This window comes from Streptomyces sp. BL1 (assembly GCF_057628045.1).
This window is the reverse complement of sequence record NZ_JBXYWZ010000002.1, coordinates 4,337,831-4,361,094: the sequence shown is the minus strand read 5'-3', so window position 1 is coordinate 4,361,094 and position 23,264 is coordinate 4,337,831. Positions and strand designations below refer to the sequence as shown.

Annotated in this window: 23 protein-coding genes; 15 read left to right on the top strand and 8 right to left on the bottom strand. The window is 69.4% G+C overall.

Annotation, left to right across the window (positions count from 1 at the left end):
• The first annotated feature begins 157 nt into the window (after nt 1–157).
• Nucleotides 158–1,096, top strand: a complete 939-nt coding sequence (locus tag AC3AGO_RS19275) for a 1-phosphofructokinase family hexose kinase (RefSeq protein WP_487824714.1) — start codon at nt 158–160, stop codon at nt 1,094–1,096.
• 80 nt (nt 1,097–1,176) lie between these two features.
• On the opposite strand, the gene AC3AGO_RS19270 is transcribed toward AC3AGO_RS19275, so the two are convergent.
• From AC3AGO_RS19270 to cdgB, 3 genes are all read right to left on the bottom strand, one after another.
• The gene (locus AC3AGO_RS19270; protein WP_487821455.1) at nt 1,177–1,509 is read right to left on the bottom strand and encodes a peptidase inhibitor family I36 protein; all 333 of its coding nucleotides are present in this window, start codon (nt 1,507–1,509) and stop codon (nt 1,177–1,179) included.
• Between the two features lie 242 nt (nt 1,510–1,751).
• Complete coding sequence (locus AC3AGO_RS19265; RefSeq protein WP_487821454.1) at nt 1,752–2,660, bottom strand: CBM35 domain-containing protein; 909 nt, start codon at nt 2,658–2,660, stop codon at nt 1,752–1,754.
• Between the two features lie 153 nt (nt 2,661–2,813).
• On the bottom strand, nt 2,814–4,526 hold the full coding sequence (gene cdgB, locus AC3AGO_RS19260; protein WP_487821453.1) for a diguanylate cyclase CdgB: 1,713 nt from the start codon (nt 4,524–4,526) through the stop codon (nt 2,814–2,816).
• Between the two features lie 395 nt (nt 4,527–4,921).
• On the opposite strand from cdgB, the gene AC3AGO_RS19255 reads away from it, so the two are divergent.
• Nucleotides 4,922–5,443 carry a flavin reductase family protein gene (locus AC3AGO_RS19255; RefSeq protein WP_487824713.1) on the top strand — a complete coding sequence of 174 codons (522 nt, stop codon included), beginning with the start codon at nt 4,922–4,924 and terminating at the stop codon, nt 5,441–5,443.
• Nucleotides 5,444–5,578: 135 nt separating this feature from the next.
• On the opposite strand, the gene arfB is transcribed toward AC3AGO_RS19255, so the two are convergent.
• On the bottom strand, nt 5,579–6,010 hold the full coding sequence (gene arfB / locus AC3AGO_RS19250) for an alternative ribosome rescue aminoacyl-tRNA hydrolase ArfB (protein ID WP_487821452.1): 432 nt from the start codon (nt 6,008–6,010) through the stop codon (nt 5,579–5,581).
• Nucleotides 6,011–6,178: 168 nt separating this feature from the next.
• Between arfB and AC3AGO_RS19245 the strand changes: the two genes are divergently transcribed.
• Both AC3AGO_RS19245 and AC3AGO_RS19240 read left to right on the top strand, forming a co-directional pair.
• On the top strand, nt 6,179–6,754 hold the full coding sequence (locus tag AC3AGO_RS19245; RefSeq protein ID WP_487821451.1) for a TerD family protein: 576 nt from the start codon (nt 6,179–6,181) through the stop codon (nt 6,752–6,754).
• Between the two features lie 193 nt (nt 6,755–6,947).
• Entirely contained in the window at nt 6,948–7,445 is a 498-nt protein-coding gene (locus tag AC3AGO_RS19240; RefSeq protein ID WP_487821450.1) for a hypothetical protein, read from the top strand.
• A 56-nt stretch (nt 7,446–7,501) separates the two neighbouring features.
• Here AC3AGO_RS19240 and AC3AGO_RS19235 read toward each other — a convergent pair whose 3' ends face one another.
• Nucleotides 7,502–8,179, bottom strand: coding sequence for a pentapeptide repeat-containing protein (locus AC3AGO_RS19235; protein ID WP_487821449.1), 678 nt, complete (start codon nt 8,177–8,179; stop codon nt 7,502–7,504).
• 67 nt (nt 8,180–8,246) lie between these two features.
• Between AC3AGO_RS19235 and mltG the strand changes: the two genes are divergently transcribed.
• Nucleotides 8,247–9,020, top strand: a complete 774-nt coding sequence (mltG, locus tag AC3AGO_RS19230; protein WP_487821448.1) for an endolytic transglycosylase MltG — start codon at nt 8,247–8,249, stop codon at nt 9,018–9,020.
• A gap of 41 nt (nt 9,021–9,061) precedes the next feature.
• Here mltG and AC3AGO_RS19225 read toward each other — a convergent pair whose 3' ends face one another.
• Entirely contained in the window at nt 9,062–10,339 is a 1,278-nt protein-coding gene (locus AC3AGO_RS19225) for an extracellular solute-binding protein (protein WP_487821447.1), read from the bottom strand.
• Between the two features lie 161 nt (nt 10,340–10,500).
• Between AC3AGO_RS19225 and AC3AGO_RS19220 the strand changes: the two genes are divergently transcribed.
• The 3 genes from AC3AGO_RS19220 to AC3AGO_RS19210 all read left to right on the top strand — a co-directional run bounded on the left by AC3AGO_RS19220 (nt 10,501) and on the right by AC3AGO_RS19210 (nt 12,490).
• Nucleotides 10,501–11,121: a TetR family transcriptional regulator gene (locus AC3AGO_RS19220; RefSeq protein ID WP_487821446.1), complete on the top strand. Its 621-nt coding sequence runs from the start codon at nt 10,501–10,503 to the stop codon at nt 11,119–11,121.
• Nucleotides 11,118–11,915 carry a glucose 1-dehydrogenase gene (locus AC3AGO_RS19215; RefSeq protein ID WP_487821445.1) on the top strand — a complete coding sequence of 266 codons (798 nt, stop codon included), beginning with the start codon at nt 11,118–11,120 and terminating at the stop codon, nt 11,913–11,915. Before AC3AGO_RS19220 ends, AC3AGO_RS19215 begins: the two co-directional genes overlap by 4 nt.
• A gap of 278 nt (nt 11,916–12,193) precedes the next feature.
• Nucleotides 12,194–12,490 carry a hypothetical protein gene (locus tag AC3AGO_RS19210; protein WP_487821444.1) on the top strand — a complete coding sequence of 99 codons (297 nt, stop codon included), beginning with the start codon at nt 12,194–12,196 and terminating at the stop codon, nt 12,488–12,490.
• Between the two features lie 97 nt (nt 12,491–12,587).
• Here the strand turns inward: AC3AGO_RS19210 and AC3AGO_RS19205 are convergent, their stop codons facing one another.
• Together AC3AGO_RS19205 and AC3AGO_RS19200 are read right to left on the bottom strand one after the other, a co-directional pair.
• The gene (locus AC3AGO_RS19205) at nt 12,588–13,541 is read right to left on the bottom strand and encodes an alpha/beta hydrolase family protein (protein ID WP_487821443.1); all 954 of its coding nucleotides are present in this window, start codon (nt 13,539–13,541) and stop codon (nt 12,588–12,590) included.
• A 347-nt stretch (nt 13,542–13,888) separates the two neighbouring features.
• Nucleotides 13,889–14,176 (bottom strand): WXG100 family type VII secretion target, encoded by a 288-nt coding sequence (locus AC3AGO_RS19200; RefSeq protein ID WP_487821442.1) that lies wholly within the window; start codon nt 14,174–14,176, stop codon nt 13,889–13,891.
• 255 nt (nt 14,177–14,431) lie between these two features.
• Between AC3AGO_RS19200 and AC3AGO_RS19195 the strand changes: the two genes are divergently transcribed.
• The 7 genes from AC3AGO_RS19195 (at nt 14,432) to AC3AGO_RS19165 (ending at nt 23,261) form a co-directional block, all read left to right on the top strand.
• Nucleotides 14,432–19,171, top strand: a complete 4,740-nt coding sequence (locus tag AC3AGO_RS19195; protein WP_487821441.1) for an FtsK/SpoIIIE domain-containing protein — start codon at nt 14,432–14,434, stop codon at nt 19,169–19,171.
• Between the two features lie 76 nt (nt 19,172–19,247).
• Entirely contained in the window at nt 19,248–19,565 is a 318-nt protein-coding gene (locus AC3AGO_RS19190) for a hypothetical protein (RefSeq protein WP_487821440.1), read from the top strand.
• Nucleotides 19,566–19,568: 3 nt separating this feature from the next.
• Nucleotides 19,569–20,906 carry a hypothetical protein gene (locus AC3AGO_RS19185; protein WP_487821439.1) on the top strand — a complete coding sequence of 446 codons (1,338 nt, stop codon included), beginning with the start codon at nt 19,569–19,571 and terminating at the stop codon, nt 20,904–20,906.
• Between the two features lie 147 nt (nt 20,907–21,053).
• A complete protein-coding gene (locus AC3AGO_RS19180; RefSeq protein WP_487821438.1) occupies nt 21,054–21,359 on the top strand; it encodes a hypothetical protein in 306 nt (101 codons plus the stop codon).
• Nucleotides 21,356–22,039 (top strand): hypothetical protein, encoded by a 684-nt coding sequence (locus AC3AGO_RS19175; RefSeq protein WP_487821437.1) that lies wholly within the window; start codon nt 21,356–21,358, stop codon nt 22,037–22,039. The genes AC3AGO_RS19180 and AC3AGO_RS19175 overlap by 4 nt, the downstream gene beginning before the upstream one ends.
• Nucleotides 22,036–22,689 (top strand): hypothetical protein, encoded by a 654-nt coding sequence (locus AC3AGO_RS19170; protein ID WP_487821436.1) that lies wholly within the window; start codon nt 22,036–22,038, stop codon nt 22,687–22,689. Before AC3AGO_RS19175 ends, AC3AGO_RS19170 begins: the two co-directional genes overlap by 4 nt.
• Nucleotides 22,686–23,261, top strand: coding sequence for a hypothetical protein (locus AC3AGO_RS19165; protein ID WP_487821435.1), 576 nt, complete (start codon nt 22,686–22,688; stop codon nt 23,259–23,261). Before AC3AGO_RS19170 ends, AC3AGO_RS19165 begins: the two co-directional genes overlap by 4 nt.
• Nucleotides 23,262–23,264: the final 3 nt, after the last annotated feature.

The following is a 23,264-nucleotide window of genomic DNA, read 5'->3' as shown; positions in this document are numbered from 1 at the left end:
TGATGGCTGCTCGGGCCGTAAGTGCGGGCCCCGGTACGGGAGTTGCCGGCTCCCTCCGGTGCCGGTTACCCGGGGTCGCACCGCGGCGCGCACGATGGCATGATCACTGGCGCAGTTGTTACGGGGCGAGCACATGTCAAGCAGGGGGTGGCTCCCGGTGATCCTCACCGTCACGCTCAACTCCGCCCTCGACCTCACCTATCGGGTGCCCAAGCTGTCCGTGCACGGCTCGCACCGGGTCGAGACGGTGACCGAACGGCCCGGCGGAAAGGGCCTCAACGTGGCCCGCGTACTGGCCGGACTCGCCCACGAAACCGTGGTCACGGGCTTCGTCGGCGGCGGAACGGGCGCGGGACTGCGGGCGCTGCTGGCCGCGGAGGGCGCGGTGACCGACGCGCTGGTCCCGGTCGCGGGCAGCACCCGCCGTACGGTCGGCGTCGTCGACGCGACGAGCGGCGACACGACCCAGCTCAACGAGGCGGGCCCGCACATCACGGCGGACGAGTGGGAGGCCTTCCTCGTCCGGTACGCCGAACTGCTGCGCGGCGCCGGGGCGGTGGCGCTGTGCGGCAGCCTGCCGCCGGGCGTACCGGTGGGTGCGTACGCGCAGCTCGTACGGGAGGCGCGCGGCGCCGGCGTCCCCGTCCTGCTGGACACCAGCGGCGAACCGCTGCGGCGCGGGCTCGCCGCGCGGCCCGACGTGGTGAAGCCGAACGCGGAGGAACTGGCCGGCGTCACCGGCATCACCGGCACCGAGCAGCCGCTGCACGCGGCGCGGGCCGCACAGCGGCGGGGCGCGCGGGCCGTCGTGGCGTCACTGGGCGCCGACGGGATGATCGCCGTGACCCGGGAGGGGAGTTGGCGCGCCACTCCGCCGGAACGGTTCGCCGGAAACCCGACGGGCGCGGGCGACTCGGCCGTCGCGGGCCTGCTGTCGGGGCTCGTCGAGGGCCTCTCCTGGCCGGACCGGCTGACGCGCGCGGTGGCGCTCTCGGCCGCGACCGTACGGGCGCCCGCCGCGGGCGAGTTCGACAAGGACACGTACGAAGACCTGCTGGACCGCATCAAGGTGACGGAGCATCCGCCGGCGGTCTGACGCGCGGGGCGCGGCCTGTCACAGACCGCGCCCCTTCCGAAGTCCCCGTGTGCGGACCCGCGTTCGGGCCCCGCTTCCGGTTACGGGCCCCAGATGGCGATGCTCTTCACCGACGAGTTGATCTTCGAAACGTAGGTGCCGGGCTTGAGGCTGAAGCTCTTCCCGTAGCACGAGGTGTCGCTGTAGAAGGTCACCTTGTGCGGCGTCTGGTTGGACACGGAGCGGCCCTTGAAGGGGTAGCAGCCCGAACCGGTGTCCTTGTGCGAGTACTTGGTGCCCTTGAGGTTGATCTTCGACCAGCCGCAGACCGACCCGCTGGAGCACTTGGCCGAGGCGGTGGCCTCCTGCGCCGCGGTGAGCGGCATGGTCGCCAGCAGCGCGGCGCCGGCCAGCGCGAGAACCCGCTTCTTCACTTGTGAACCCCCTGCAACAGAAATGTACTTGGTCACCAGCAGTCAACGGGGCTTTCACCGGAACGGCAAGCCGGTTCGCGGACTGCGCGCCAGATCACACGGCTGCACCGGGCCGCACGGATACGCCGGTCACAGGTACGCGCGGCCGCACACAGGTGCGCCGGGCGGAGTCGCTGCTCCCGCCCGGCGCGCTTCGTTCCCGTACGCGGTGCCGCGCCGCGTCCGGCGCCGCACGCCGCGTGTTACGCCTTGCCCAGCCACACCTGGTCGATGATCGCGTTGCACTGGTTGCCGTCGCCGCAGGAGATCTCGAGCTTGTTGTCGCCGCCGGTCAGCGTGACCGGGGCCCAGGTGTTCATCCAGCCCTTCTCCCAGTCGCCCTTCGGCGCACCGGTGAAGTTCTTCATGCCGAGCGGCTGCGGGTTCGGCTTGCCGTTCACCGACAGCGTCGCGTTGGCGTCCTCACCGGCGGAGCTGTACTGCACGTACAGCCGGTAGTCGCCGGCGTTCGGCGCCTTGACGTCCCAAGTGACCTTCGCGCCGGGCTTGTTGAAGTTGCCGACGTACGTACCTCCGGCGGCCTTCGCGCCCGGGACTTCCTTCATCGTGGACGCGCCGCCGTCGAGCACCAGCTTGGCCGCGTCCTCCTTGGGGAGGCCCGCCGCCGTCTTCTGGCCGGTGTCCTGGCTCTGCTTCTTCTGCTCGCTCGTGCCGCTGGGCTTGCCGGGCTTGTTGTCGGCCTGCGCGCCGTCGTCGCTGTTGAAGACCACGGCCGCGCCGATGCCCACCACCACAGCGGCGACCACCGCTATGGCGCCGATCAGCAGACCGTTGTGATTCCGGCCGCCCCGGCCTCCACCGTGACCGCCGTGCCCGCCGTGCCCGCCTTGCGGCGGCGGCTGCGGGGGCCCCTGACGGGCCGCCGCGCGGCCGCCCGGCATCGTCTCGGGCGCCTGGTAGTGCGCGTTGGGCTGCGGGCGCTGGCCGTACTGCCGCTCGCCCACCGTGCGGACCTGGTTGTACGAGCGTCGGGGGACACCCGGCTGGTGCTGCGGGGCCGTCGAGCCGTCGCCGCCTTCCTGGCGGTACAGGTGGGCGAACGGGTCGTCGCCCTCGGGCGCCGCACCCGTGCCGTTGTTCTCGGCGGTCATCCCCTGTCACTCCTTACTGCGTCAGGTATCCGGCCGAGCCTACCTCCCTACCAGGGGACGGTCGCCAACGCCGAAATGATCTCGGGTGGTACACGGTGTGAAACCCGCCATGCCACATCACAGGGCCATCACAGGGGGGTCACGTCCAGCCCGTCAGCCCGCCCTCCGCGCACTCTTGGAGCGAGACCGCTTCTCGATGTACATCCGCTGGTCAGCGGATTGCAGCACCTCTTCGGCCGTCATGCCGCAGCACGCCCAGCCGATGCCGAAGCTGGCACCGACCCGTACCGCGCGGCCGTCGACCCGGATCGGGGGGATGATCGCGTTCCGCAGCCGGACTGCCAGGTCCTGTGCGTCGTCGGCGCCCAGCCCGTCGGCGAGCACGACGAACTCGTCGCCGCCCAGCCGCGCGACCGTGTCGTTGTCGCGCACACCGTCCGAAAGACGCCGGGCCACCTCGACCAGTACGGCGTCGCCGCAGTGGTGGCCGAAGCGGTCGTTGATGGACTTGAAACCGTCGAGGTCGCAGAAGAGCACCGCGAGGCCCTTCTCACCCGGGCCGTTCCCCTCCGGCGGGACCGCGTGCACATGCCCGTCGTACGGCACCGTCCCCGTACGCAGCGGACCATTGCGCACGGACGTGCCCTCCATGGCGTCCATCGCGTCGACGGCGTCCAGCTGCTCCAGGCCGTCGAGGCCGTCGGCGCTGAAGCCGTGCCCGTCGGTGTCCGCCGCCCTGCCGCCGGAGCCGTCCACCTGGCACACCCGGCCTGCCACCGAGGGCGGGCCGGGGTGGGCGCAGAGCCGCGCGGTGAGCCGGGCCCGCAGCTCGGCGCTGTTCGGCAGGCCGGTCAGCGAGTCATGGCTGGCGCGGTGCGCGAGCTGCAGCTCGTGCCGCTTGCGCTCCTCGATGTCCTCGACGTGGGTGAGCAGGAAACGCGGCCCGTCGGCGGCGTCCGCGACCACGGAGTTGCGCAGGGAGACCCATACATAGCTGCCGTCGCGGCGGGCCAGCCGCAGCTCGGCCCGGCCGCCCTCGGCCGACGTACGCAGCAGGGTGCCGATGTCCTCGGGGTGCACGAGGTCGGAGAAGGAGTAGCGGCGCATCGCCGAGGCGGGGCGGCCCAGCAGCCGGCACAGCGCGTCGTTCGCCCGTATCAGCCGGCCGTGCTGGTCGCCGCCCATCTCGGCGACGGCCATGCCGCTCGGCGCGTACTCGAAGGCCTGCCGGAAGCTCTCCTCGCTGGCCCGCAGCGCCGACTGCTCGCGCTCCAGCCGGACCAGCGCCCGCTGCATATTGGAGCGGAGCCGGGCGTTGCTGATGGCGATGGCGGCCTGGAACGAGTACATCTGCAGGGCCTCACGGCCCCAGGCGCCGGGACGGCGGCCGTTCCGCGGCCGGTCGACCGAGAGCACGCCGAGCAGCTCGCTGTCCGAGGCGTAGAGCGGCGCGAACAGCCGGTCCATGGGATGCCATTCGTCGGCGAACCGCGGCACGGGCCCGGTCGGCCGCCACTGCGGGACATCGTCGTCGTCGAGGACCCAGCCCTCGGTGTACGGGATGAACCGCAGCTGTCCCCACTGCTCGCCCATCGAGAGCCGGCGGTCCCAGGAGGCCCGCGAGCCGACGCGTCCGGAGAGCATCGCCTCCGCGCCCGCGCTGCCGGCGACGGCTGCCACCACGAGATCACCGTCGGGCCGTACGAGGTTGACGGCCGCCATCTCGAAACCGAGCCCGTGCACGACGCCGTCGGCGACGGTCTGCAGGGTGTCCGCGAGGCTTCGGGCGGTGTTCAGCTCGGCGACGACGCCGTGCAGCTGACGCAGACTGGCGAGGCGGACATAGGGCTCCGACTCGGTTTCCATCGCCCTCCCCCCTGAGCCTCGTCAACTCCAGGTGTGCTCGGGTCTCCCCGGGATCGTGGGTTCGCGGGACGCCTTTGTCCAACTGCCAACGGCCACTGAATCACAGCGAGCTGTTCACTCGGTACACAGGGTCAACAATTAGTCACCTATGTGACTCAAGTCACAAGCGTCCGTTGTGTGTTGACCGTGTCGCCCCGCTTCCGCGCCCGGATGTGTGGATCATGCGGCGGGCCTATGCCCGATCGTGCCCGGGACCGGCAGCGGGCCTAGGACCCGGCTGGTCCCGGAGGCCGATGCGGCCGGCGGGCGCGGCCCGATACCGTCCTGATGTGTCCAACGCAGCGCAGCAGCACCAGACAGCACCGAAGGTCCCGGCGAACCGGCAGCCCTCCCCCATGCCCCATGCTGGAGGAGTGAGCGAGGACGAGTTCCGGGCCGCGATGGCACGGCTGGCGGCAGGCGTGGTGCTGGTGTCGGCGTACGACGCGGACGAGGGCACCAGCGGCGAACCCGTCGGCATGACCGCCACCGCCTTCATGTCGGTGTCGCTGGACCCGCCGCTGGTCCTGGTCAGCGTCCGTGACGGCTCCCGCATGGACGAACTGCTGGACCACCAACCGCTGTGGGCGGCCTCCCTGCTGACGGACGCTCAGCGGCAGACCGCCGGACGGTTCGCCATGACGGGCCGGCTCAGCGACCGGCTGATGTTCTCCGAACTCCCGCACAAGGTGGGCGAGGAGACCGGCGCGCCCCTGGTCGACGGGGCCCTCGCCACGCTGGAGTGCCGCACGGAACAGCGCGTCCCCGCCGGGGACCACACGCTGGTGATCGGCCGCGTACTGACCGCCTCGCTGCCGCACGCGGACGACGCGGGCCCGCTCCTCTACTTCCGCGGCCGCTACCGCGCGATGGGCTGAAGCGGGAAACGGCGCGGGATCAGGGGCGCGGGGAACTGCGCGAAGAGGGGCGCGGGGAACTGCGCGAACCCACAGCGCGAGCCGCAGCCGCCGGACCCACCCCAGGGGGCACCCGAAGCCGCACGTACGCGCCGCTCAGTCCCACCCGCGGCCCGAACGCCCCCGCTTCAAGTCACCGCGCTGCTTCTTCCCCCGCAACCGCCGCTCGTTGACCCCGCGCGGCACCTTCTTCGCGCGGCGCGGCCGCGGCGGCGGAGCCGTCGCCTCGGCCAGCAGCGCGGTCATCCGGACGGCCGCCGTCTCCCGGTTCCGCCACTGGGAACGGTGCTCACTCGCCCGTACGACCAGCACGCCGTCCCCCACCAGCCGGCCCGCGAGGCGCTCCAGCGCGCGTTCCTTCCACACCTCGGGCAGCGCCTCCGTGCGGGCGAGCGGGAAACGCAGCTCGACCTGGCTGTCGGTGGTGTTCACGTGCTGCCCGCCGGGACCCGAGGAGCGGCTGAAGCGCCACTCCAGCTCGGCCTCCGGCAGGGAGACCGCACCGCGGATGATGTAGGGACCGGACATGCGTGCCATGATCCCGCGCCTGTCCCCCTCGCGTCACGCGGATTTCGGCAGGCAGGTAAAGAACGTAAAGAAGAATCGCGAACTTGGAACCCGTCGATCCCCGCTCCGCGTTGTGGAGGGTGGAGGATACGGACCCTCACCAGAACCTCACGAGAGAAGGGCATCCCCATGGCTGTAAGCCTGTCCAAGGGCGGCAACGTCTCGCTCACCAAGGAGGCACCGGGCCTGACCGCCGTCACGGTCGGCCTCGGCTGGGACGTCCGCACGACCACGGGTACGGACTTCGACCTTGACGCGAGTGCCATCGCGGTCAACCCGAACGGCAAGGTCTTCTCGGACCAGCACTTCATCTTCTTCAACAACAAGGCCACGCCGGACCAGTCGATCGTCCACACCGGCGACAACGTCACCGGTGAGGGCGAGGGCGACGACGAGCAGATCAAGGTCAACCTCGCGGGCCTGCCCGCCGACGTCGAGAAGATCGTCTTCCCGGTCTCCATCTACGACGCCGAGTCCCGGAGCCAGAACTTCGGCCAGGTGCGGAACGCCTTCATCCGCATCGTCAACCAGGCGGGCGAGGCCGAGATCGCCCGCTACGACCTCAGCGAGGACGCGGCCACCGAGACCGCCATGGTCTTCGGCGAGCTGTACCGCAGCGGCCAGGAGTGGAAGTTCCGGGCCGTGGGCCAGGGCTACGCCTCGGGTCTGGTCGGCATCGCGCAGGACTTCGGCGTCAACGTCTGACGTTCCCGCGCCGCACGTAGCCGCCGCCCGGCCCCGCCCATGGGCCGGGCGGCGGTTGCGTTCCCGAGCAGGGGCGCGCGGAACCGCGCACGCCACAGCGGAACCGCGGCCGCCGGCACAAGGCGCGAGGCACGCAGAGGGCCGCACGCGAAGGCGGCGTCGCCCGCAAAGCGCCCCGTGACACCATCGGGGCGTGCTCGACATCGGCTACTCGCTCTCCCACCGCTTCCCCGACCCGCCGCAGACGGACTACCGCACGGCGGACGTACGGGCGCTGCGGCACGACCTGTTCTGCGGGGACGTCTATCTCGCCGACACGAAGGCCGACCGCGAGCTGGAGACCTCCTGGGGCTGGCTTCCGGTGCTGGACTTCGCCTGGGCACTGTGCGACATCGCCGAGCAGCTGGACGAGGATCCGCGCGGCAGCCGCTCCCCCGGCCCGCAGCGGGCCGACCTCGACTTCACGGAGAGCGCCGAACTGCTCCGCTTCGAGCGCCGGTTCGGCTGGGTGGACGTCACCGCCGACTGGGCGCACCCCGACGAGCCGCCGCTCACCTTCCAGCACGCGGTGCTCCGCCGGGAGGCGCGGGACTTCCTGCACGACCTGCTCGCGGACCTCACGGACATGCACGACGGCCTCGCGGACAACCCCGTCCTCTGGGACCTCCGCGCCCGCTTCCCCCGCGTCTGACCCGCCGGGCCACGCAGCGGACAGGAGCCGGCTAGCGGCGGCCCCCGCACCCGCGCTCAGTCCTCGACCCGGACGCCCAGCTGCGCGGCGAACGCCGGGGCCAGCTCCATCAGCTGGGCCGTGCTGATCACCGCGCCGGACAGCCGGTCCAGGCCGGAGGCGATGCCCAGCTCCACCGCTCCGCGCAGATCCACATCGCGCAGCGTGGCCTGCGACAGCTCCGCTCCGCGCAGCACGCAGCCGTCGAACGACACCCGCTCCAGCGTCGCCCCGCCGAAGTCCGGCTCGATCAGCACACACCCCTCGAACGACACGTCCTTCAGCCGCGCCTGACGGGCGTTCAGAAAGTCGATCTTGCCGCCCTGGACCCGCACCCGCGTCAGCCGCGCCCCGTGCAGCTTCGTACCGCCCAGCCGGGCGTCGGACATCTCGACATCCCGCAGCTCCACTCCGGCCAGGTCCGTGCCGACGCCCCACACGCCCTCCAGCACGCTGTCGATGAACCGGGACCGCTCCAGACCCGTCCCCTCCAGCCCGCAGCGGCGCACGGCGCACTCCAGGAAGCGGGAGCCCGCGCCGTCGGCCCCGCCCAGGTCGAGATCCGCGAACTCCAGCCCGTCGTGGTCCCCGTCGGGCTCCAGCGCGGAGGGGCCCGGCTCCCCCTCGTACGCCCTCAGCTCCGGCAAGCTGACCTGCGGATGCCTGACTCGCGGCATTCCCTTCGCATTCGCCATGTCCGTCATCGTGCACCCCGCCACTGACAATGAGCCCCGCCCGCGGCTCACCCGTTAGGTTGCCTGCATGACCACGAAGCGGAAGCGATTGCTCGTCGGGCTGGCCCTGCTGTGCGTGCTGGTGGTGGCCGCCGCGGTGCTGGTCACCCGGCTGCTGGGCGGCCAGGACGGGCCGGAGGCACTCGTTGTCACGGAGGGACAGCGGGCGAGCCAGGTGTACGCGAACACCGACAAGGTCCTCGGCAAGCCGGCGGGCACCACGAAGAAGGCGGCCGAAAAGGCGGTACGGCAGGGCAAGTTGAAGCTCCCGAAGTCCGCGAACGGGAACCCCGAGGGCTTTCTGTACCCCGCCACGTACCCCGTCGACGACAGCACCACCCCGGCCTCGCTGCTCAGCTTCATGGTGAACACCGCGAGGGAGAAGTACGCGCAGTTCGGCGACGACTCGTACGACTCCGTCGTCCTCGCCAGCATCGTCCAGGCGGAGGCCGACACCCCCGGGGACATGGGCAAGGTCGCCCGCGTCATCGAGAACCGCGAACGCAAGGGCATGCCCCTGCAGATGGACTCCACCATCAACTACGCGATGGGCCGCTCCACCCTGAACACCAGCCACGCCGACACGCAGCTCGACAGCCCGTACAACACGTACAAGCACAAGGGGCTGCCGCCCACCCCGATCGGCAATCCGGGCGAGGACGCGCTGAAGGCCGCGGCGGACCCGCCGCAGGGCGACTGGGTGTACTTCGTGACCGTCAAGCCCGGCGACACCCGCTTCACGGACAGCTACGAGCAGCACATGAAGTGGGTCGACGAGTTCAACGAGAACCAGAAGGGCTGACGGCGGACAGCGGGCCGTACGGGGCCGGGGTCCCAAGTGCCTTACGAGGCGCGGGCCCTGGCCTCCGCCCGTTCCGCCGTGTGCTGCAACGAGCCCAGCACGGCGCGGGGTTCGCCGTCCGGCAGCACCGCCCTGCCGATCCGGCCGCGCACCTGGAGCTTGACCGTGTTCCACGAACTGCGGCTGACCGGCTGGAACTCGGCCTTGCCCATCGCGTCGATGAACTTCCACAGCTCCCGCTGGCCGCGGTCGTCCCGCAGCTTCTCCAGCGTCGACGTGCGCACGGGCAGCGTGCCCTGGCCGCCGAGGTAGCCCATGGGGGACTTCATGTCGGTGTAGAGGGCGCCGAGGAACTTCCCGGCCTCCTTGCGGCGGCCGTTCCGCTTGAAGGCCATCATCCAGTCGTTGAGCCCCACCGGCGGCGCGGCGCCGCCGTGCTGCGCGGGGAACGCGGCGTGCCCGTACGGGATCCGCGCCGCCTGCGCCGTCTTCAGCAGTACGGGGTGCGCGAGCAGCATGCCGACCTTCCCGGTCAGGAACGCGCCGTACGCCTGGGTGCGGGTGAACCGCGACGGGTCGGGGCCCGCCAGCCCCTCCTTGACCAGCTCGTCCCGCACCCAGGTGAGGGCCCGGACATTGACGGGGGTCTGGAAGTCGTAGCCCGCGGTGCTCACGTAGCCGCCCTCGGCCGCGACCATCCACGCCAGCGCCTCGTCCTCCGCCGCCTCGGGCCCCAGCTGCAACCCGTAAGGGATGGGCACGTCCGCGGACTTGAGTGCGGCGGCGGCCGACTTCAGCTCGTCCCAGCTGGTGGGCGGGCCGGATATGCCGGCGCGCGCGAACAGCTTCCGGTTGTAGAACAGCCGCGGCACGCTGGCCAGGCAGGGGATCCCGTACTGGGTGTAGTGCACCTCGCCCGCCTGCGCGAACGAGGTCAGGAAGTCGGCCTGCGCCGGGATGCTGAACAGCTCGGACGCGTTGTAGAGCCGCTGGTCCTCGGCGTAGTCGGCGTACGTGTTGGACTGGGCGATGTCGGGTGAGCGGCCGTCCCGCACCCGGTCCGCGAGCACCTTGTCGATCTTCTTGAAGTCGGCGAACTCCAGCCGTACGCGGATGTCCGGATGCTTCTTCTCGAAGCCGGCGACGAAGTTCTTCCACTGCCGCACGATGGCCGAGCCCACGCTCTTGTCGTAGCTCGCCGCGAGTACGTGCAGCTCGCCGTCCCCGGCTCCGCTGCCGCAGCCCGTCAGCCCGAACGCCGAGGCGCCGACCGCCCCAGCCGCACCCGTCGCCCCGATAAGAAACCGCCGCCGACGCACCGCTCCGCCACCTCTCGCTCGTCTGCCCCTGCCGTTACCGCTGCCGCCCGTACTGCGCGCTGTGCGTTGTGCGCGAGATGCCGCTCTACGCGCGAGCAGCGGCGCGGGGACACCGTATGCGGTGGGTGGCAGATTGTGCCAAGCAGACATATCCTGCTGTCATGTCGAGCCTGACCGAGCGGCGCAAGGCCGCGACCCGGATGGACATCGCCCGGACCGCGACCGAGCTGTTCATCGAGCACGGCCTGCGCGCCACCCGCGCCGAGGACATCGCCCGCGCCTCGGGCGTCGCCCCGCGCACCTTCTACCGCTACTTCGCGACGAAGGAGGAGGCCGTGGCCCCCGTCTTCGCCGCCGGCGTCCGCCTGTGGGTCGACGCCGTACGGGACGCCCCCTCCGGGCTCTCCCTTCCGGCGGCGCTGACGCACGCCGCCGGCGAGGCCCTCGACTCCGCCGACCCGGCGAACGCCGAATCGATGGGCCGGGTACGGGAGTTGCTGCGGCTCGCCGAGGAGGCGCCGGCGCTGCGCTCCGTGTGGAACGACGCGTACGACGACGCCGAGTCGGCACTCGCCGGCGTCCTCGCCGAACGCACAGGCCGGGACCGGCAGTCGCTCGGGCTGCGGCTCGCCGCGGCCGCCGGCAGCACCGCCGTACGCATCGCCGTGGAGAACTGGGCCGCGTCCGGGCCCGGCACCCCCGCCGACGGCCCGCAGGGGCCCGCCGCGCTGGTGGCGCAGAACATCGAAACCCTGAGCAACTCCCCCTGGAGCCTTCCATGAACACCCCCACAGGACTGCCCGGCGACGTCACGGGCGACCTGCGCGGCAAGACCGTCCTCATCACCGGCGCGGCCCGCGGCATCGGCGCCGAGACCGCACAGCGCGCGGTGGCCGCCGGCGCCCGGGCCGTCCTCACCGACGTCCTGGAGGACGAGGGCCGGGAGACCGCCGAACAGCTCGGCGACCGGGCCCGGTTCATACGCCACGACGTCACGTCCGAGGAGGAGTGGCAGCGCGCGGCGGACTACGCGGTCGCGGAGTTCGGCAGTCTCGACGGCCTGGTCAACAACGCGGGCATCAGCATGGGCCAGCCCCTGGAGACGGTGTCCGTCGAGGACTTCCGCCGCGTCATCGACATCAACCTCAACGGCGTCTTCATCGGCCTCAAGACGGTCATCCCCGCCATGAAGCAGGCCGGCGCGGGCTCCATCGTGAACCTCTCCTCGGCCGCGGGCCTGATGGGCCTCGCTCTCACCGCGGGCTACGGCGCGTCCAAGTGGGGCGTCCGCGGCCTCTCCAAGATCGCCGCCGTGGAGCTCGGCACGGAACGCATCCGGGTCAACTCCGTGCACCCCGGCATGACCTACACCCCCATGACGGCCCAGGTCGGCATCCAGCAGGGCGAGGGCAACTACCCCAACACCCCGATGGCCCGCGTCGGCGAACCCTCCGAGATCGCCCAGGCCGTCTGCTTCCTCCTCTCCGACGCGGCCTCCTACATCACCGGCGCCGAACTCGCCGTGGACGGCGGCTGGACCACGGGCCCCACAGTCAAATACGTCATGGGCGGCTAACCCTGTGTGGGCAGCTGGTCCGCCCAAGGGGCGGAACGGGTGGGCACACAGGACCGCACCCGCAAGGCCACGTCCCCGGTACGGAACGCACGCGCCCGCCAGCGGCGCCCCGGTCAACGCACCCCCGACGTACCGCACTTGGGCCCACCCAACGGGGCCCACACGCTGCGTACGGCGCCATACTGCGTATGGACGGCAACCGCACCGCCCACCGCCCCGTACACGACGGACAGTTCGCCGACGCACGGGCCCGCCCACACCAGAGAAGGGGGCCTGCCATGGCCGCCACCGTTCACCTGTACCAGGTCAAGTCCGCAGCCAGCGTCGACCCGGACAATCCCGCGGGCCAGACCACGCACAAGGCAGCCGTCCTGCTGGTGGAGCGCGCCCTCGTGGCGGAGGGGCTGCTGTCCCCGAAGTGGATAGACGGCTCGTACGGCACGCAGACGGTCGAGGCGTACGCCGCATGGCAGCGCGCTCTCGGCTACACCGGCAAGGACGCCGACGGCATGCCCGGCCTGGGGTCTCTCCGCGAACTCGGCAAGCTCCACGACTTCACGGTCGTCGACGACTGACCGCGTACGCGCACCCGGGCCCCGCACAGGGCGGTGGCCGCCGCGCACCGGACGGAGTGTCCGGCGGCGCGGCGGCCACTTCTGGTCAACTCAGCTGTCAGTGCAGGCAGTTGCCCTGGTAGTCCGCGATCTGGAGGTCCTTCGCGGGCAGCGGGCAGAGGAACTTCTCGTAGCGGGTGTCACTGTCGACGAACCGCTTCAGCCAGGAGATGCTGTACTTCGCGATCTCCGTGTCGGCCGTGTTCGGCGCGAAGTGCGTGGCGTTCCGGAGCTTCATGTAGGCACGGTCGGTGCCGGTCGGAAGGCTCTTGTAGAACGGCTCGGCGTGCGAAGTCGGCGACGCGATGGTGTCGTTGTCCGCCCCGACGACGAACGTCGGCACGGTCACCTCGGGCCAGGACTTGTCGGTGTTCCACGGCGTGAGCGGGATCGCCGCCTTCAGGGACGGCCGCGACTTGGCCGCCTCCAGCGTGCCGCCGCCGCCCATGGAGTGCCCCATGACGGCGAGCCTGCTGCTGTCGATGCGCGACTTCACGTCGCTCTGGCCGGTCAAGTAGTCGAGTGAGGCGAGCAGTTGCCTGCCGCGGCTGGCGGGCTGGTCGGAGGTGGTGTTGGTGTCGATGGTGAACACCACGAAGCCCTGCGAGGCCAGCCGTTCCCCGTACCAGGCCATGCTCGACTGGGACGCGGTGAAGCCGGGCGCGATGGTGACGGCGCCGAACGTCCCGTCCGCCGTGCTGGTCGGGTAGTAGATCGTGCCGCCGCCGAATCCGCTCACCGCGGAGGAGACGGTCCGCTTCGACACGTCGTACGAGCCCCGCGGCGCCTCGATGCTCGACTCGGTGGGGTCCGGGCCCCGTTCGTGCGGGTTCTCCGCCGCGGCCTTCGCCGCGGCCGTGGACTCCGTACCGGCCTGCGCCGTCGGCAGGACCGCCAAGCCCGTACCGGTGACGGCGAGCGCCAGGGCGGCCAGCCCGAGTCTCAGCCGCCTGCTCCGGTTCCTGCGCTGATGCCGGCCCCCGGCGGGGGCGGCGCTGTGCTGCGGCTCCATGAGGGATTCTCCCTGTGCTGTGAGGGGATGGAGAGGAACGCCGCCATCGTTGAGCCGCCCCCGTCACCCGCACATCGGCGAAACCACCGGCCTCCGCCCACACCGGTACGGCCCACGGCACGCCCCAACCCCCTGCCGCCGACGGGACGTTGAACTCGCCGTCTCCCAAGTGGCCGACAGGTAGCCGGAATGCGAATGCGGGGATTCCCGTTACCGCTACACCGAATGTAGAAATTCAGAATTCAACTTACTACTCCGGCGCACACGAAAGAGGCCCCCGGGATTCTTCCCGGGGGCCTCTGGGCCGCGTTCACGCCGCGGCACGCGCACGCGCCGCGCGTCGCGCGTTACTTGCCGAGCTGGTCGTCGACCTGCTCGAACTGGTCGGCCGCCTTCTCGAGGTACTGGGCCAGGCCGTCCAGACCTTCATTGGTCTTCGACATGCCCTGCTTGAACTCCTCGAAGTCTTCACCGAACTTCTTCGAGGCCTTGCGGGTGACGAAGCCCTTCTCGAGGAGGCCGTCGATGTAGGACTTCAGCTCCTGGAGCTTGTCCTCGATCTTCTCCTTCTCGCGGTTCATCCTCTTCGCCGCGGCCCGCATGTCCTCATATGTGACGTCAAGGTCCTTAGACATGGCCTTTTCCCCTTCCCTCCGTTTGCCACCGCGAGGGTCCCCCCTCGAGGCATACGTACGACGCGACCGGTTCGCACATACCATCCGGCAGTCCGACACCTGATCCTCACATTTCCGTATCGGATCAGTTATCGCGCCCGTTATTTTCGTTATCTTCCGTGCTCAGCCGCTTAGTTGGGCACAGCTCAACTACCGGCCGATGTCCCAGGGACGATATCTTCCCCTTGGCAGAGAGGCATCCCGAGGAGGAACTTAGTGCGTTTGAACCTGACCGTCGTCGACCCCTATGCAAACGCCAGCAAAGACCTCGTCCTCGATGCCGACCCCGAGACCCGTATCGACGCCGTGGCATGGGAACTGGCCGGACGCCTGCACGGTGGATTCGCCGGATACGGACCCCAGAGCGGTCACCCCGCGCCCGTCGTCTACGTCGACGACTACCAGGTCGACCCCAACCACACCGTCGCCACCTCACCGCTGCGCGACGGCACCGTCGTCAGCCTCAACGACCCCTCCGGCGCGCTGCCCGGCGAGCGGGCCGGCCTCATCGAGATCAAGGTGTCCGGCGGCCCCGACTCCGGTGCGGTGCACCGGCTGGGCGTCGGCCGGTACGACATCGGCTCGGGGCCGAACTGCCAAGTCATCGTCGACGACCCGGAGTTGCCGGAGCGTGCGCTGACGCTGTACGTCGTCGGCCCCGACGACCTCCGCCTCACCGTGCGCAGCGGCACGCCCGGCTCCGAGGGCGGCACCCCCGCCTCCGGCGTCAAGGGCAGCGGCACCGACGTCCGCGTGGACGGCGAGCCGTTCACCGGTGAGCAGCTCCCCGTCGGCTCCCAGCTCGCCCTCGGCAACACCCTGCTCGACGTGGAGCGTTACACGCCTCCGGACGCCGCCGTGAAGTGGTCCGACGACGGCGCCGGGCTCGACTACAACCGCCCGCCGCGGCTGCGTCCGCCGGAGCGCACCACCAAGTTCCGGCTGCCGGCGCCGCCCAAGGAGTACGAGGCGCGGCCGCTGCCCTGGCTGATGGCGCTGTCGCCGCTCGTCATGGCCGTCACCATGGCCATGGTCATGGGCCGCATGTACTACCTGTTCATGGCGGTCTTCAGCCCGCTGATCATGCTCGGCAACTACTTCTGGGACAAGAAGCACGGCCGCAAGTCCCATGCCAAGCAGGTCCAGGAGTACGAGGAGCACAAGGAGCGCATCGAGCGCGACGCCCAGGAGGGCCTCGTCCTCGAACGCGGCGACCGCCGCCGCGACTACCCGGACCCCGCGACCGTCATGGCGCACACCACCGGCCCCCGTACCCGCCTGTGGGAGCGCCGCCGGTTCGACGCCGACCACCTGCTGCTCCGCGTCGGCACCGGCCGGCTGCCCTCCGCCGTCGTCCTCGACGACCCCGAGAAGGACGACCACAAACGCCAGGTCACCTGGGACATCGCCGACACCCCGGTCTCCCTGCACCTCGCCCAGCTCGGCGTGATCGGCTTCGCGGGGCCCGACGACACCCCGCGCGCCCTGGCACGGTGGACCGTGACGCAGGCGGCCGCCCTGCACAGCCCGCTGGACGTGCAGTTCTACGTACTCACCGAGGCGTCGGCGGACGCCAGTTGGAACTGGGTCCGCTGGCTGCCGCACGCCCGGCCGACCGGCGGACAGGACACGAACGTCCTCATCGGCAATGACGCGGAGACCGTCGGCGCCCGTATCGGCGAGCTCACCCAGATCCTCGACGCCCGTCTGGCCGCGGCCAAGGAGAAGGGCGGCCAGGCCGGCTTCTCCGACCCCGACATCGTCGTCGTCTGGGACGGTTCGCGGCGGCTGCGCTCCATGCCCGGCGTCGTACGGCTGCTTCGCGAGGGCCCGGCCGTGTCCATGTACGCGATCTGCCTCGACGCCGAGGAGCGGTTCCTGCCCGGCGAGTGCAAGGGCATCGTGATCGCCGAACCGCGCAACTCCAAGCACGCCGCGCACGAACGCGAGGCCGGCGGCGGACCCACCGACGCCGCCGAGGTGCTGCGCCGCGCCGCCGAGGCGGAGGCGAAGCAGAAGGCCGAGGCCGATGCCAAGGGCGGCAAGCACGGCCGCAAGAAGAACAAGAAGAACAAGAAAAAGGACCAGCCCGCCGCGTCCGCGCGCCCGGAGCTGACGAACACCGCCGCCGTGATGCTCTCGCTCGACAGCCGCGACGCCACCGGCGGGACGCCGGCGCCCGTACGGGAAGCCGAGAAGACCGACCCCAACGCACTGCGGCTGCGCGTACAGCAGGAGGGTCAGGCCAAAGTCATGGGCGTACGGCCCGACTTCGTGTCGCCCGCCTGGTGCACCCGCGTGGCCCGCGCGCTCTCCCCGCTGCGCGACATCAGCGGCGAGGCGCAGGACGGCGCGCTGCCGGACTCCAGCCGGCTGCTCGACGTCATCCAGATGGAGCCGCCGACGGCCGGCGCCGTGGCGGCCCGCTGGCAGGCCGGCGGCCAGTCGACGCTCGCGGTCATCGGTGAGTCGTACGACGGCCCGTTCGGCATCGACATCCGCAAGGACGGCCCGCACGGCCTCATCGCGGGTACGACCGGCTCCGGCAAGTCCGAGCTGCTGCAGACGATGGTCGCCGCGCTGGCCGTGACGAACACGCCGGAGAACATGACCTTCGTGCTCGTCGACTACAAGGGCGGCAGCGCGTTCAAGGACTGTGTGCACCTGCCGCACACCGTCGGCATGGTCACCGACCTCGACGCCCACCTCGTCGAGCGCGCCCTGGAGTCCCTCGGCGCCGAACTGCACCGCCGTGAGCGCATCCTGGCCGCGGCCGACGCGAAGGACATCGAGGACTACCAGGACAAGGTCCGCCGCAACCCGCAGATGATGCCGGTGCCCCGACTCCTGCTCGTCATCGACGAGTTCGCGTCGATGGTGCGCGACCTGCCGGACTTCGTCACCGGCCTGGTCAACATCGCCCAGCGCGGCCGTTCCCTCGGCATCCACCTGATGCTGGCCACCCAGCGGCCGTCCGGCGTGGTCTCGCCGGAGATCCGCGCGAACACCAACCTGCGCATCGCGCTGCGGGTCACCGACGGCGGCGAGTCGAGCGACGTCATCGACTCCCCCGAGGCCGGCAACATCTCCAAGAACAACCCCGGCCGCGCGTACGTCCGTACGGGCGCCGCCTCCCTCATCCCCTTCCAGTCCGGCCGCGTCGGCGGCCGCCGTCCGGGCGTCGCCGACCCGGTGCTCGCCGCCCCCTGGACCGGTGACCTGGACTGGGCCGGCCTCGGCCGCGCGTCCGTGACCCGGCCCGCGTCGGAGAAGAAGGAAGAGGAGGAGATCACCGACCTGAAGGTGCTGGTCGACGCCGTACGGGAGGCCAACGGCCAGCTGCGGATCCCGCAGCAGCACAGCCCCTGGCTGCCGGCGCTCGCCGAGACCCTCCTGCCGGAGGACGTGCCGCCGGTGCAGGCGCAGGGCGCGCTGCCCGCCGCCGCGTACGGCATCGAGGACCTGCCCGCACACCAGGCCCGCCGCCCTGCCGCGGTCGACTTCGCCACCTTCGGCCACCTGCTCATCGCCGGTGCCCCCCGCAGCGGCCGCTCCCAGGCGCTGCGTACGATCGCGGGCTCCCTGGCCCGCACCCTCTCCTGCGCCGACGTCCACCTGTACGGCATCGACTGCGGCAACGGCGCCCTCAACGCCCTCACCAAGCTGCCGCACTGCGGCGCCGTGGTGGGCCGCAACCAGAGCGAGCGCGCCATCCGCCTGGTCCACCGCCTCTCGGCGGAGGTGACCAAGCGTCAGGAGCAGCTGGCCGAGCACGGTTTCGCGGACATCGGTGAACAGCGTGCCGCCGCCCCGGAGGGTCGGCGCCTGCCGCACATCGTCGTCCTCCTGGACCGCTGGGAGGGCTGGCTGCCGACCCTCGGCGAGCTGGAGCACGGTGAACTGACGGACGAGCTGCTGACGATGATGCGCGAGGGCGCGAGCGTCGGCATCCACATGGTGATCACGGGTGACCGCCAGCTCCTGACCGGCCGGATCAGCTCGCTCACGGAGGACAAGCTGGCCCTGCGGCTGTCGGACCGTACCGACTTCTCGATGCTGGGCATCAGCCCCCGCAAGGTCCCGGACGAGATCCCGGAGGGCCGCGCCTTCCGCAACGAGACGGCGACCGAGATGCAGTTCGCCCTGCTCGGCGAGGACGCCACCGGCCAGGGCCAGAACGCCGTACTGGCCGCGATCGGCGACGGCGCGACCCAGCGGGACTCCGCCGTACCGCGCGCGATGCGCCCGTTCCGGGTGGACTCCCTCCCGGGCCGCATCACCTTCGAGCAGGCCTGGCAGCACCGCGACCCGTCGACTGAGGGCTCCCCGCTCTGGGGCCTCATCGGCGTCGGCGGCGACGAACTCACCGCCTTCGGCCCCGACTTGGCCCACGGCGCGCCCGGCTTCGTCATCGCAGGCCCGGCCAAGTCCGGCCGCTCCACCGTGCTGATGAACCTGGCCCGTACGTACCTGGGCGCCGGCGTCCGCCTGGTGGTCGCGGCCCCGCGCACCTCGCCGCTCCGCAACCTGAAGGGCCTGCCCGGCGTACTCCAGGTCTTCACCGGCAGCGACATCGAGGAGGACGACCTGGTGCAGGCCGTCGCCTCCGCCTCGCCCTCCCAGCCGATCGTCGTCCTGATCGACGACGGCGAACTGCTCGAGGACTGCGACGCGGAGGACGAGTTCAAGAAGCTCGCCTCCACGGGCGGCGACCGCGGCATCGGCATCGTCATCGCGGGCAACGAGGACGACGTCTGCTCGGGCTTCAGCGGCTGGCAGGTCGACCTCAAGAAGTCCAAGCGCGGCCTCCTCCTCTCGCCCCAGGACACCTCGAGCGGCGAACTCATCGGCATCCGCCTCAGCCGCACAGCGGTAGGCGGCCCGGTAACCCCGGGCAAGGGCCTCCTCCACCTCGGCACGGGCGAGGCCTTCACGGTGACGGTGCCGGTGAACTGAGAACCAACGTCACGGCGGCCGCCGGCAATTCCGGCAGCCGCCTTCCCAACCAGAGTCTCCACGGGGGGATGAACACATGGCTGGTGGCCACAATCGGCTGGTCGTCGACTACGCGCTGCTGGAGTCTTCGAAGAGCAATCTCAAGGACATCAGAAAAGTCTTCGAGGGCATGACCGATCACCGCGACGACATCAGCGACATCTGGGGTCACGAACGCATCGCTGAAGAGATGAGGAATTTCGTCAACAACTGGGACAACTATCGGCGCGAACTCGTCGACAATGTCCAGGACTTGGGGAAGCAGGTCGAGACAGCGCTCAAGAGCTTCGAGAAGCAGGACCTCGAGCTGCAGAACGCGTCCGAGAAGAGCCGCGGGAAAAACGGGGGAAAGTGACCAATGGCTACAGGTAAGGGCAGGAGCCGACCGGTCGACTGGCATCCGCTAGCGGCGAAGGACCCGATCCCCGGCGATCCGGAGGACATCCGGGACGAGGTCCGCAAGATGAAGGACACCGCCTCGACCCTCCGCGACCAGGCCCGCATCCTGCGCAAGGCCGCAGACGGCGACGCGCTGCAGGGCAACTACGCCGACAAGATCCGCGAGAAGTCCGGCGACCTGGAAAAGCAGTTCCGCGAGACGGCGGCCCGCTACGAACGCGTGGTCGGCGACCTCGGTAACTGGGCCAATGACCTGGAGGGTTATCAGGAGCGAGCGGACGGAATCCTCAAGGCCGCGAAGCACGCCGATGAGCACCACGCTGCCGAGGTGAAGAAGAAGGAAGCCGAGTCCAAGAAGGACGGCAAGGAGAAGCCGGAGGACTCCGACCCCGACAGTCACCTGGCGTCGTACCGCAAGCAGCTGAATGACGTTATCTCCGAACGTGACACCCGCGCCGAGCACTACGCCAACAACATCGGCGATGACATTAAGGATGTCATCAAGGACACCGGCTGGGATGACTTCATGGACTGGGTGCACGCGAACGCGGACACGATCGACACCGTTTGCACTGTCCTGAGTTATGCGGCAACGATCATCGGGATCGTTGCGCTGGCCATCACGCCCGTGGGATGGCTTGCGGTGCTCATCGCCGTAGCCACGTGGACTGCCGTGGGGCTCACCGCAGCCGTCGGCATCGGGCACACGATGCTGGCTCTCTCTGGTGACGGGAGCTGGACAGATGTCGCCATGGATGTCTTCGCCCTGGCGACACTGGGCTTCGGCAGCATCGCAATGAAGGGCGTGAAGACAGCACACACAACGCTGAAGACAGCGAGGTTCGATCGGTACACGAACCTGCGCAAGCTGATCGACAAGAGAATCATGCGGTATGGAGCCGACTCGCAGCACGGCCAACAGGCAATGCGGGCAAAGCAGGCTCTGCGAGAGCACGGGGCGGGAGAAGTTCGGGCATCTGCGACGACTCGCGGGGAACGCCTGCTGAGCGGTGACAAGGATGTGGTCAATACGTCCAAGCTCGCCAAGTCTTTGCGGCAAAAGTATGGCGACGATGCCAATATCCAGTCAGCGGCCGGTGCGGCGGACAAGGCCGTACTGAAAGCCCAGGTGAACTACGGGGCCGCCAGTACGGTGGACCTGGGGGACAAGGCCGCAGAAATGTACATCGGTAACGACCCTTACAGCGACGGCAAAATGGACTTCGACGAGAAGGTCAAGGACACCCTGACTCGCGAAACTGGAAGTACATGGCAACACGCCGCAGGGGCTCGGTGAGGCCCGATTGACGCACTTCGGGTGTAGCCGAATCTCAAACCGAAACCCTAGGAGGAACAGCCAGTGTCGGTAAATGCAGAACGAAGCCGAAAAGAATCCAGAGGCGTGATGCTTGTCGCCACGTTCACGTTGCTTCCGGTACTCTGCATGGCCTTCGTCGACATCGGCGGAAAGGTCAGCGACATCGACTGGCTCACCCGCGATTTCGCGGCATGGCCCCTCATGCTCGCACCGGTGGGATTCCTGTTCGTGTTCGTAACGTACCGGGAATCAACCTTCAATTCACCGAGTGGCTCGCACCTTAACCGGACGACCAAGGTCGTTTCTGGCATGTACCTGGTCTTGAACCTCATCACGGCGCTCGCTTACAGCTGGCTGGCCGTGTTTTCCGTACTCATCTGCCTCTCGATCCTGATGACAGGTCCAATTCTGAAAAGGCGAGCACCTAGGTGACCGATTCCGATCTCGCGCAGCAACCGCCCGGAGCGGAGCAGCCCGCGCCACACGGATACCAGCTCATCCTGCCGCCCGGCTGGGCTCGTATTCCGCTGCGCGAAGGCACAAAGGAAGCACTTGAGAAGGTCCTCTTCTCGCACATGTGGGAAGCCCCGGAGGGGATTCCACGGGACGAGGCAATGCGCTTCCGCCTGGAAGCGCGCCGCTCGATCGAGAAGCAAGCCCGTGCGGCCAAGCGAAACGGCGGCCTTGACCTCTATCTGCCGGTGCGCCCGCGTGGGGGGACCTTCCTCATGGCGTCGTTCATCGTCGCGGAGATGCCAATTGACCCGTCTGGTGCGGTACCACCGGAGGCAGTCCTCGCCCAGTTGGCGGCAGAGGACGGCTCCGGCAAGTCGGTAGAGAAGGCCGAAGTGGCGGGGGCGCCTGCCGTGCGCCGCTTCTACCAATCCGCTGCCGACGAGGACGAGCTGCGCTCGGCACCCGAAGCCGTACAACAGACCGCCCTGGCAACCTGCCGAGTCGAGTACGTGATTCCCGTCGCGGACGATCCCGGTCGCTGGATCAGTATCAACTTTTCCACACCGGGCGACGGTGACCTCGACAGCGAATTCACAAACGTCCTGGTCGAGTTGTTCGACGCGGTGGTCAGCACCTTCAGATGGAGTTACGAGTGAGCTGGCTCAACGTAAAGCACGCAATGCGGCTGTCCCCCTGGATCCGCATCCCCCTCATGTGGCCGGAACCCGGCCATGAGGACGTTGAGGAGGCACAGTCGCCAGAGGCGTGGGCACGCTACTTCGCCGAAGGACTCTGGGAAGACTTCGCTTCGGACAAGCCGAAGCCGGGCGAAGTCGACCTGCTGGCCGACATCCTGTTGATGTACGCCCTCCGGGCCCCCGCAGCCTTTCCGGACTTCGAGGTCTTCCTCCACCTCCCGCATCCGAGGGAGATCCCGCTTCCGGCGTACGTCGACCTGGTAGAGATCGAAGAGGACGAAGATCGGGAAGCGTCGCTGCGTGCTCTGACCCACGCAGATGCGAGCTATGCCGTCGAGCCCCCCATCGTCGATGACTTCGACTCCCCCCACCTCGGCAAGGGCTTGCGGGTGCTGCGTTACTACCAGGACGAGGACAGCAACGAGGTGCACGTCGGCCTCCGTTACGCCTGGCGCTACGAGAAAGGCACCGAAGCTGCAGACGTTCTGATCATCCTGGCCGATCCCGACGCCGGCCGGCTCCTCAAGGCCCTCGACGACGTCGACGAGTTCGCCCGCACCATCAGGATCAGCCCCGACGAGGAAGTGGATGCCTGGAACTCCCAATGATTATGTTCAACTCCGAAGCGGAGTATTGGTTCCCGCTTCCTCTGCGGATCGCCGACCCGAAGGCCCGGAAGGAACTGGCCGAGGATTGCGCCAGGGTCATCTATCTCACTCACGACGTGAAGCCCAAGCGTCGCGCCCTCAAATGGTACCGAGATTTCCTCATGAAACTCTCGGAAAAATTGTCATCGCACCCCGCGCATCAGGCGTTCATCTTCCAGCCTGACTTCGGCCGCATGCCACATCATTTCTTTGTCAAGTACCACGAGAGCGAGGGCGACCGTGAGCCCGGGATCCGCCAAGTGATACGCGGCGACGCGGACAATCTCATCGATTCCGCAGAGCCTGAGCCGTTCTTCGCTGAACAGCTGGGGCAGGGCATGCGCGCAGCTTACCGCTGGAAGGACGACGAGGGACATACGTGCATGACCATCGCGTACGGGTGGCGCGTGGATGACTTCGGCGTGGATGTTGCTCTCTACGGCATCGGCGTCGGCGACGACGTCGACTTCTTTACCGGCCACATGAGCGACATCGATGACTTTGCCCGCCGTCTGTATCTGATCGATGTGTGACAC

Coding starts and splice junctions, on each gene's coding strand:
- AC3AGO_RS19265 (WP_487821454.1), bottom strand. CDS start 2,660: ATGACCGCCGAGAACAACGGCACGGGTGCGGCGCCCGAGGGCGACGAC.
- cdgB (WP_487821453.1), bottom strand. CDS start 4,526: ATGGAAACCGAGTCGGAGCCCTATGTCCGCCTCGCCAGTCTGCGTCAG.
- AC3AGO_RS19255 (WP_487824713.1), top strand. CDS start 4,922: ATGCCCCATGCTGGAGGAGTGAGCGAGGACGAGTTCCGGGCCGCGATG.
- arfB (WP_487821452.1), bottom strand. CDS start 6,010: ATGTCCGGTCCCTACATCATCCGCGGTGCGGTCTCCCTGCCGGAGGCC.
- AC3AGO_RS19245 (WP_487821451.1), top strand. CDS start 6,179: ATGGCTGTAAGCCTGTCCAAGGGCGGCAACGTCTCGCTCACCAAGGAG.
- AC3AGO_RS19235 (WP_487821449.1), bottom strand. CDS start 8,179: ATGGCGAATGCGAAGGGAATGCCGCGAGTCAGGCATCCGCAGGTCAGC.
- mltG (WP_487821448.1), top strand. CDS start 8,247: ATGACCACGAAGCGGAAGCGATTGCTCGTCGGGCTGGCCCTGCTGTGC.
- AC3AGO_RS19220 (WP_487821446.1), top strand. CDS start 10,501: ATGTCGAGCCTGACCGAGCGGCGCAAGGCCGCGACCCGGATGGACATC.
- AC3AGO_RS19215 (WP_487821445.1), top strand. CDS start 11,118: ATGAACACCCCCACAGGACTGCCCGGCGACGTCACGGGCGACCTGCGC.
- AC3AGO_RS19210 (WP_487821444.1), top strand. CDS start 12,194: ATGGCCGCCACCGTTCACCTGTACCAGGTCAAGTCCGCAGCCAGCGTC.
- AC3AGO_RS19205 (WP_487821443.1), bottom strand. CDS start 13,541: ATGGAGCCGCAGCACAGCGCCGCCCCCGCCGGGGGCCGGCATCAGCGC.
- AC3AGO_RS19200 (WP_487821442.1), bottom strand. CDS start 14,176: ATGTCTAAGGACCTTGACGTCACATATGAGGACATGCGGGCCGCGGCG.
- AC3AGO_RS19190 (WP_487821440.1), top strand. CDS start 19,248: ATGGCTGGTGGCCACAATCGGCTGGTCGTCGACTACGCGCTGCTGGAG.
- AC3AGO_RS19185 (WP_487821439.1), top strand. CDS start 19,569: ATGGCTACAGGTAAGGGCAGGAGCCGACCGGTCGACTGGCATCCGCTA.
- AC3AGO_RS19180 (WP_487821438.1), top strand. CDS start 21,054: ATGGCCTTCGTCGACATCGGCGGAAAGGTCAGCGACATCGACTGGCTC.
- AC3AGO_RS19165 (WP_487821435.1), top strand. CDS start 22,686: ATGATTATGTTCAACTCCGAAGCGGAGTATTGGTTCCCGCTTCCTCTG.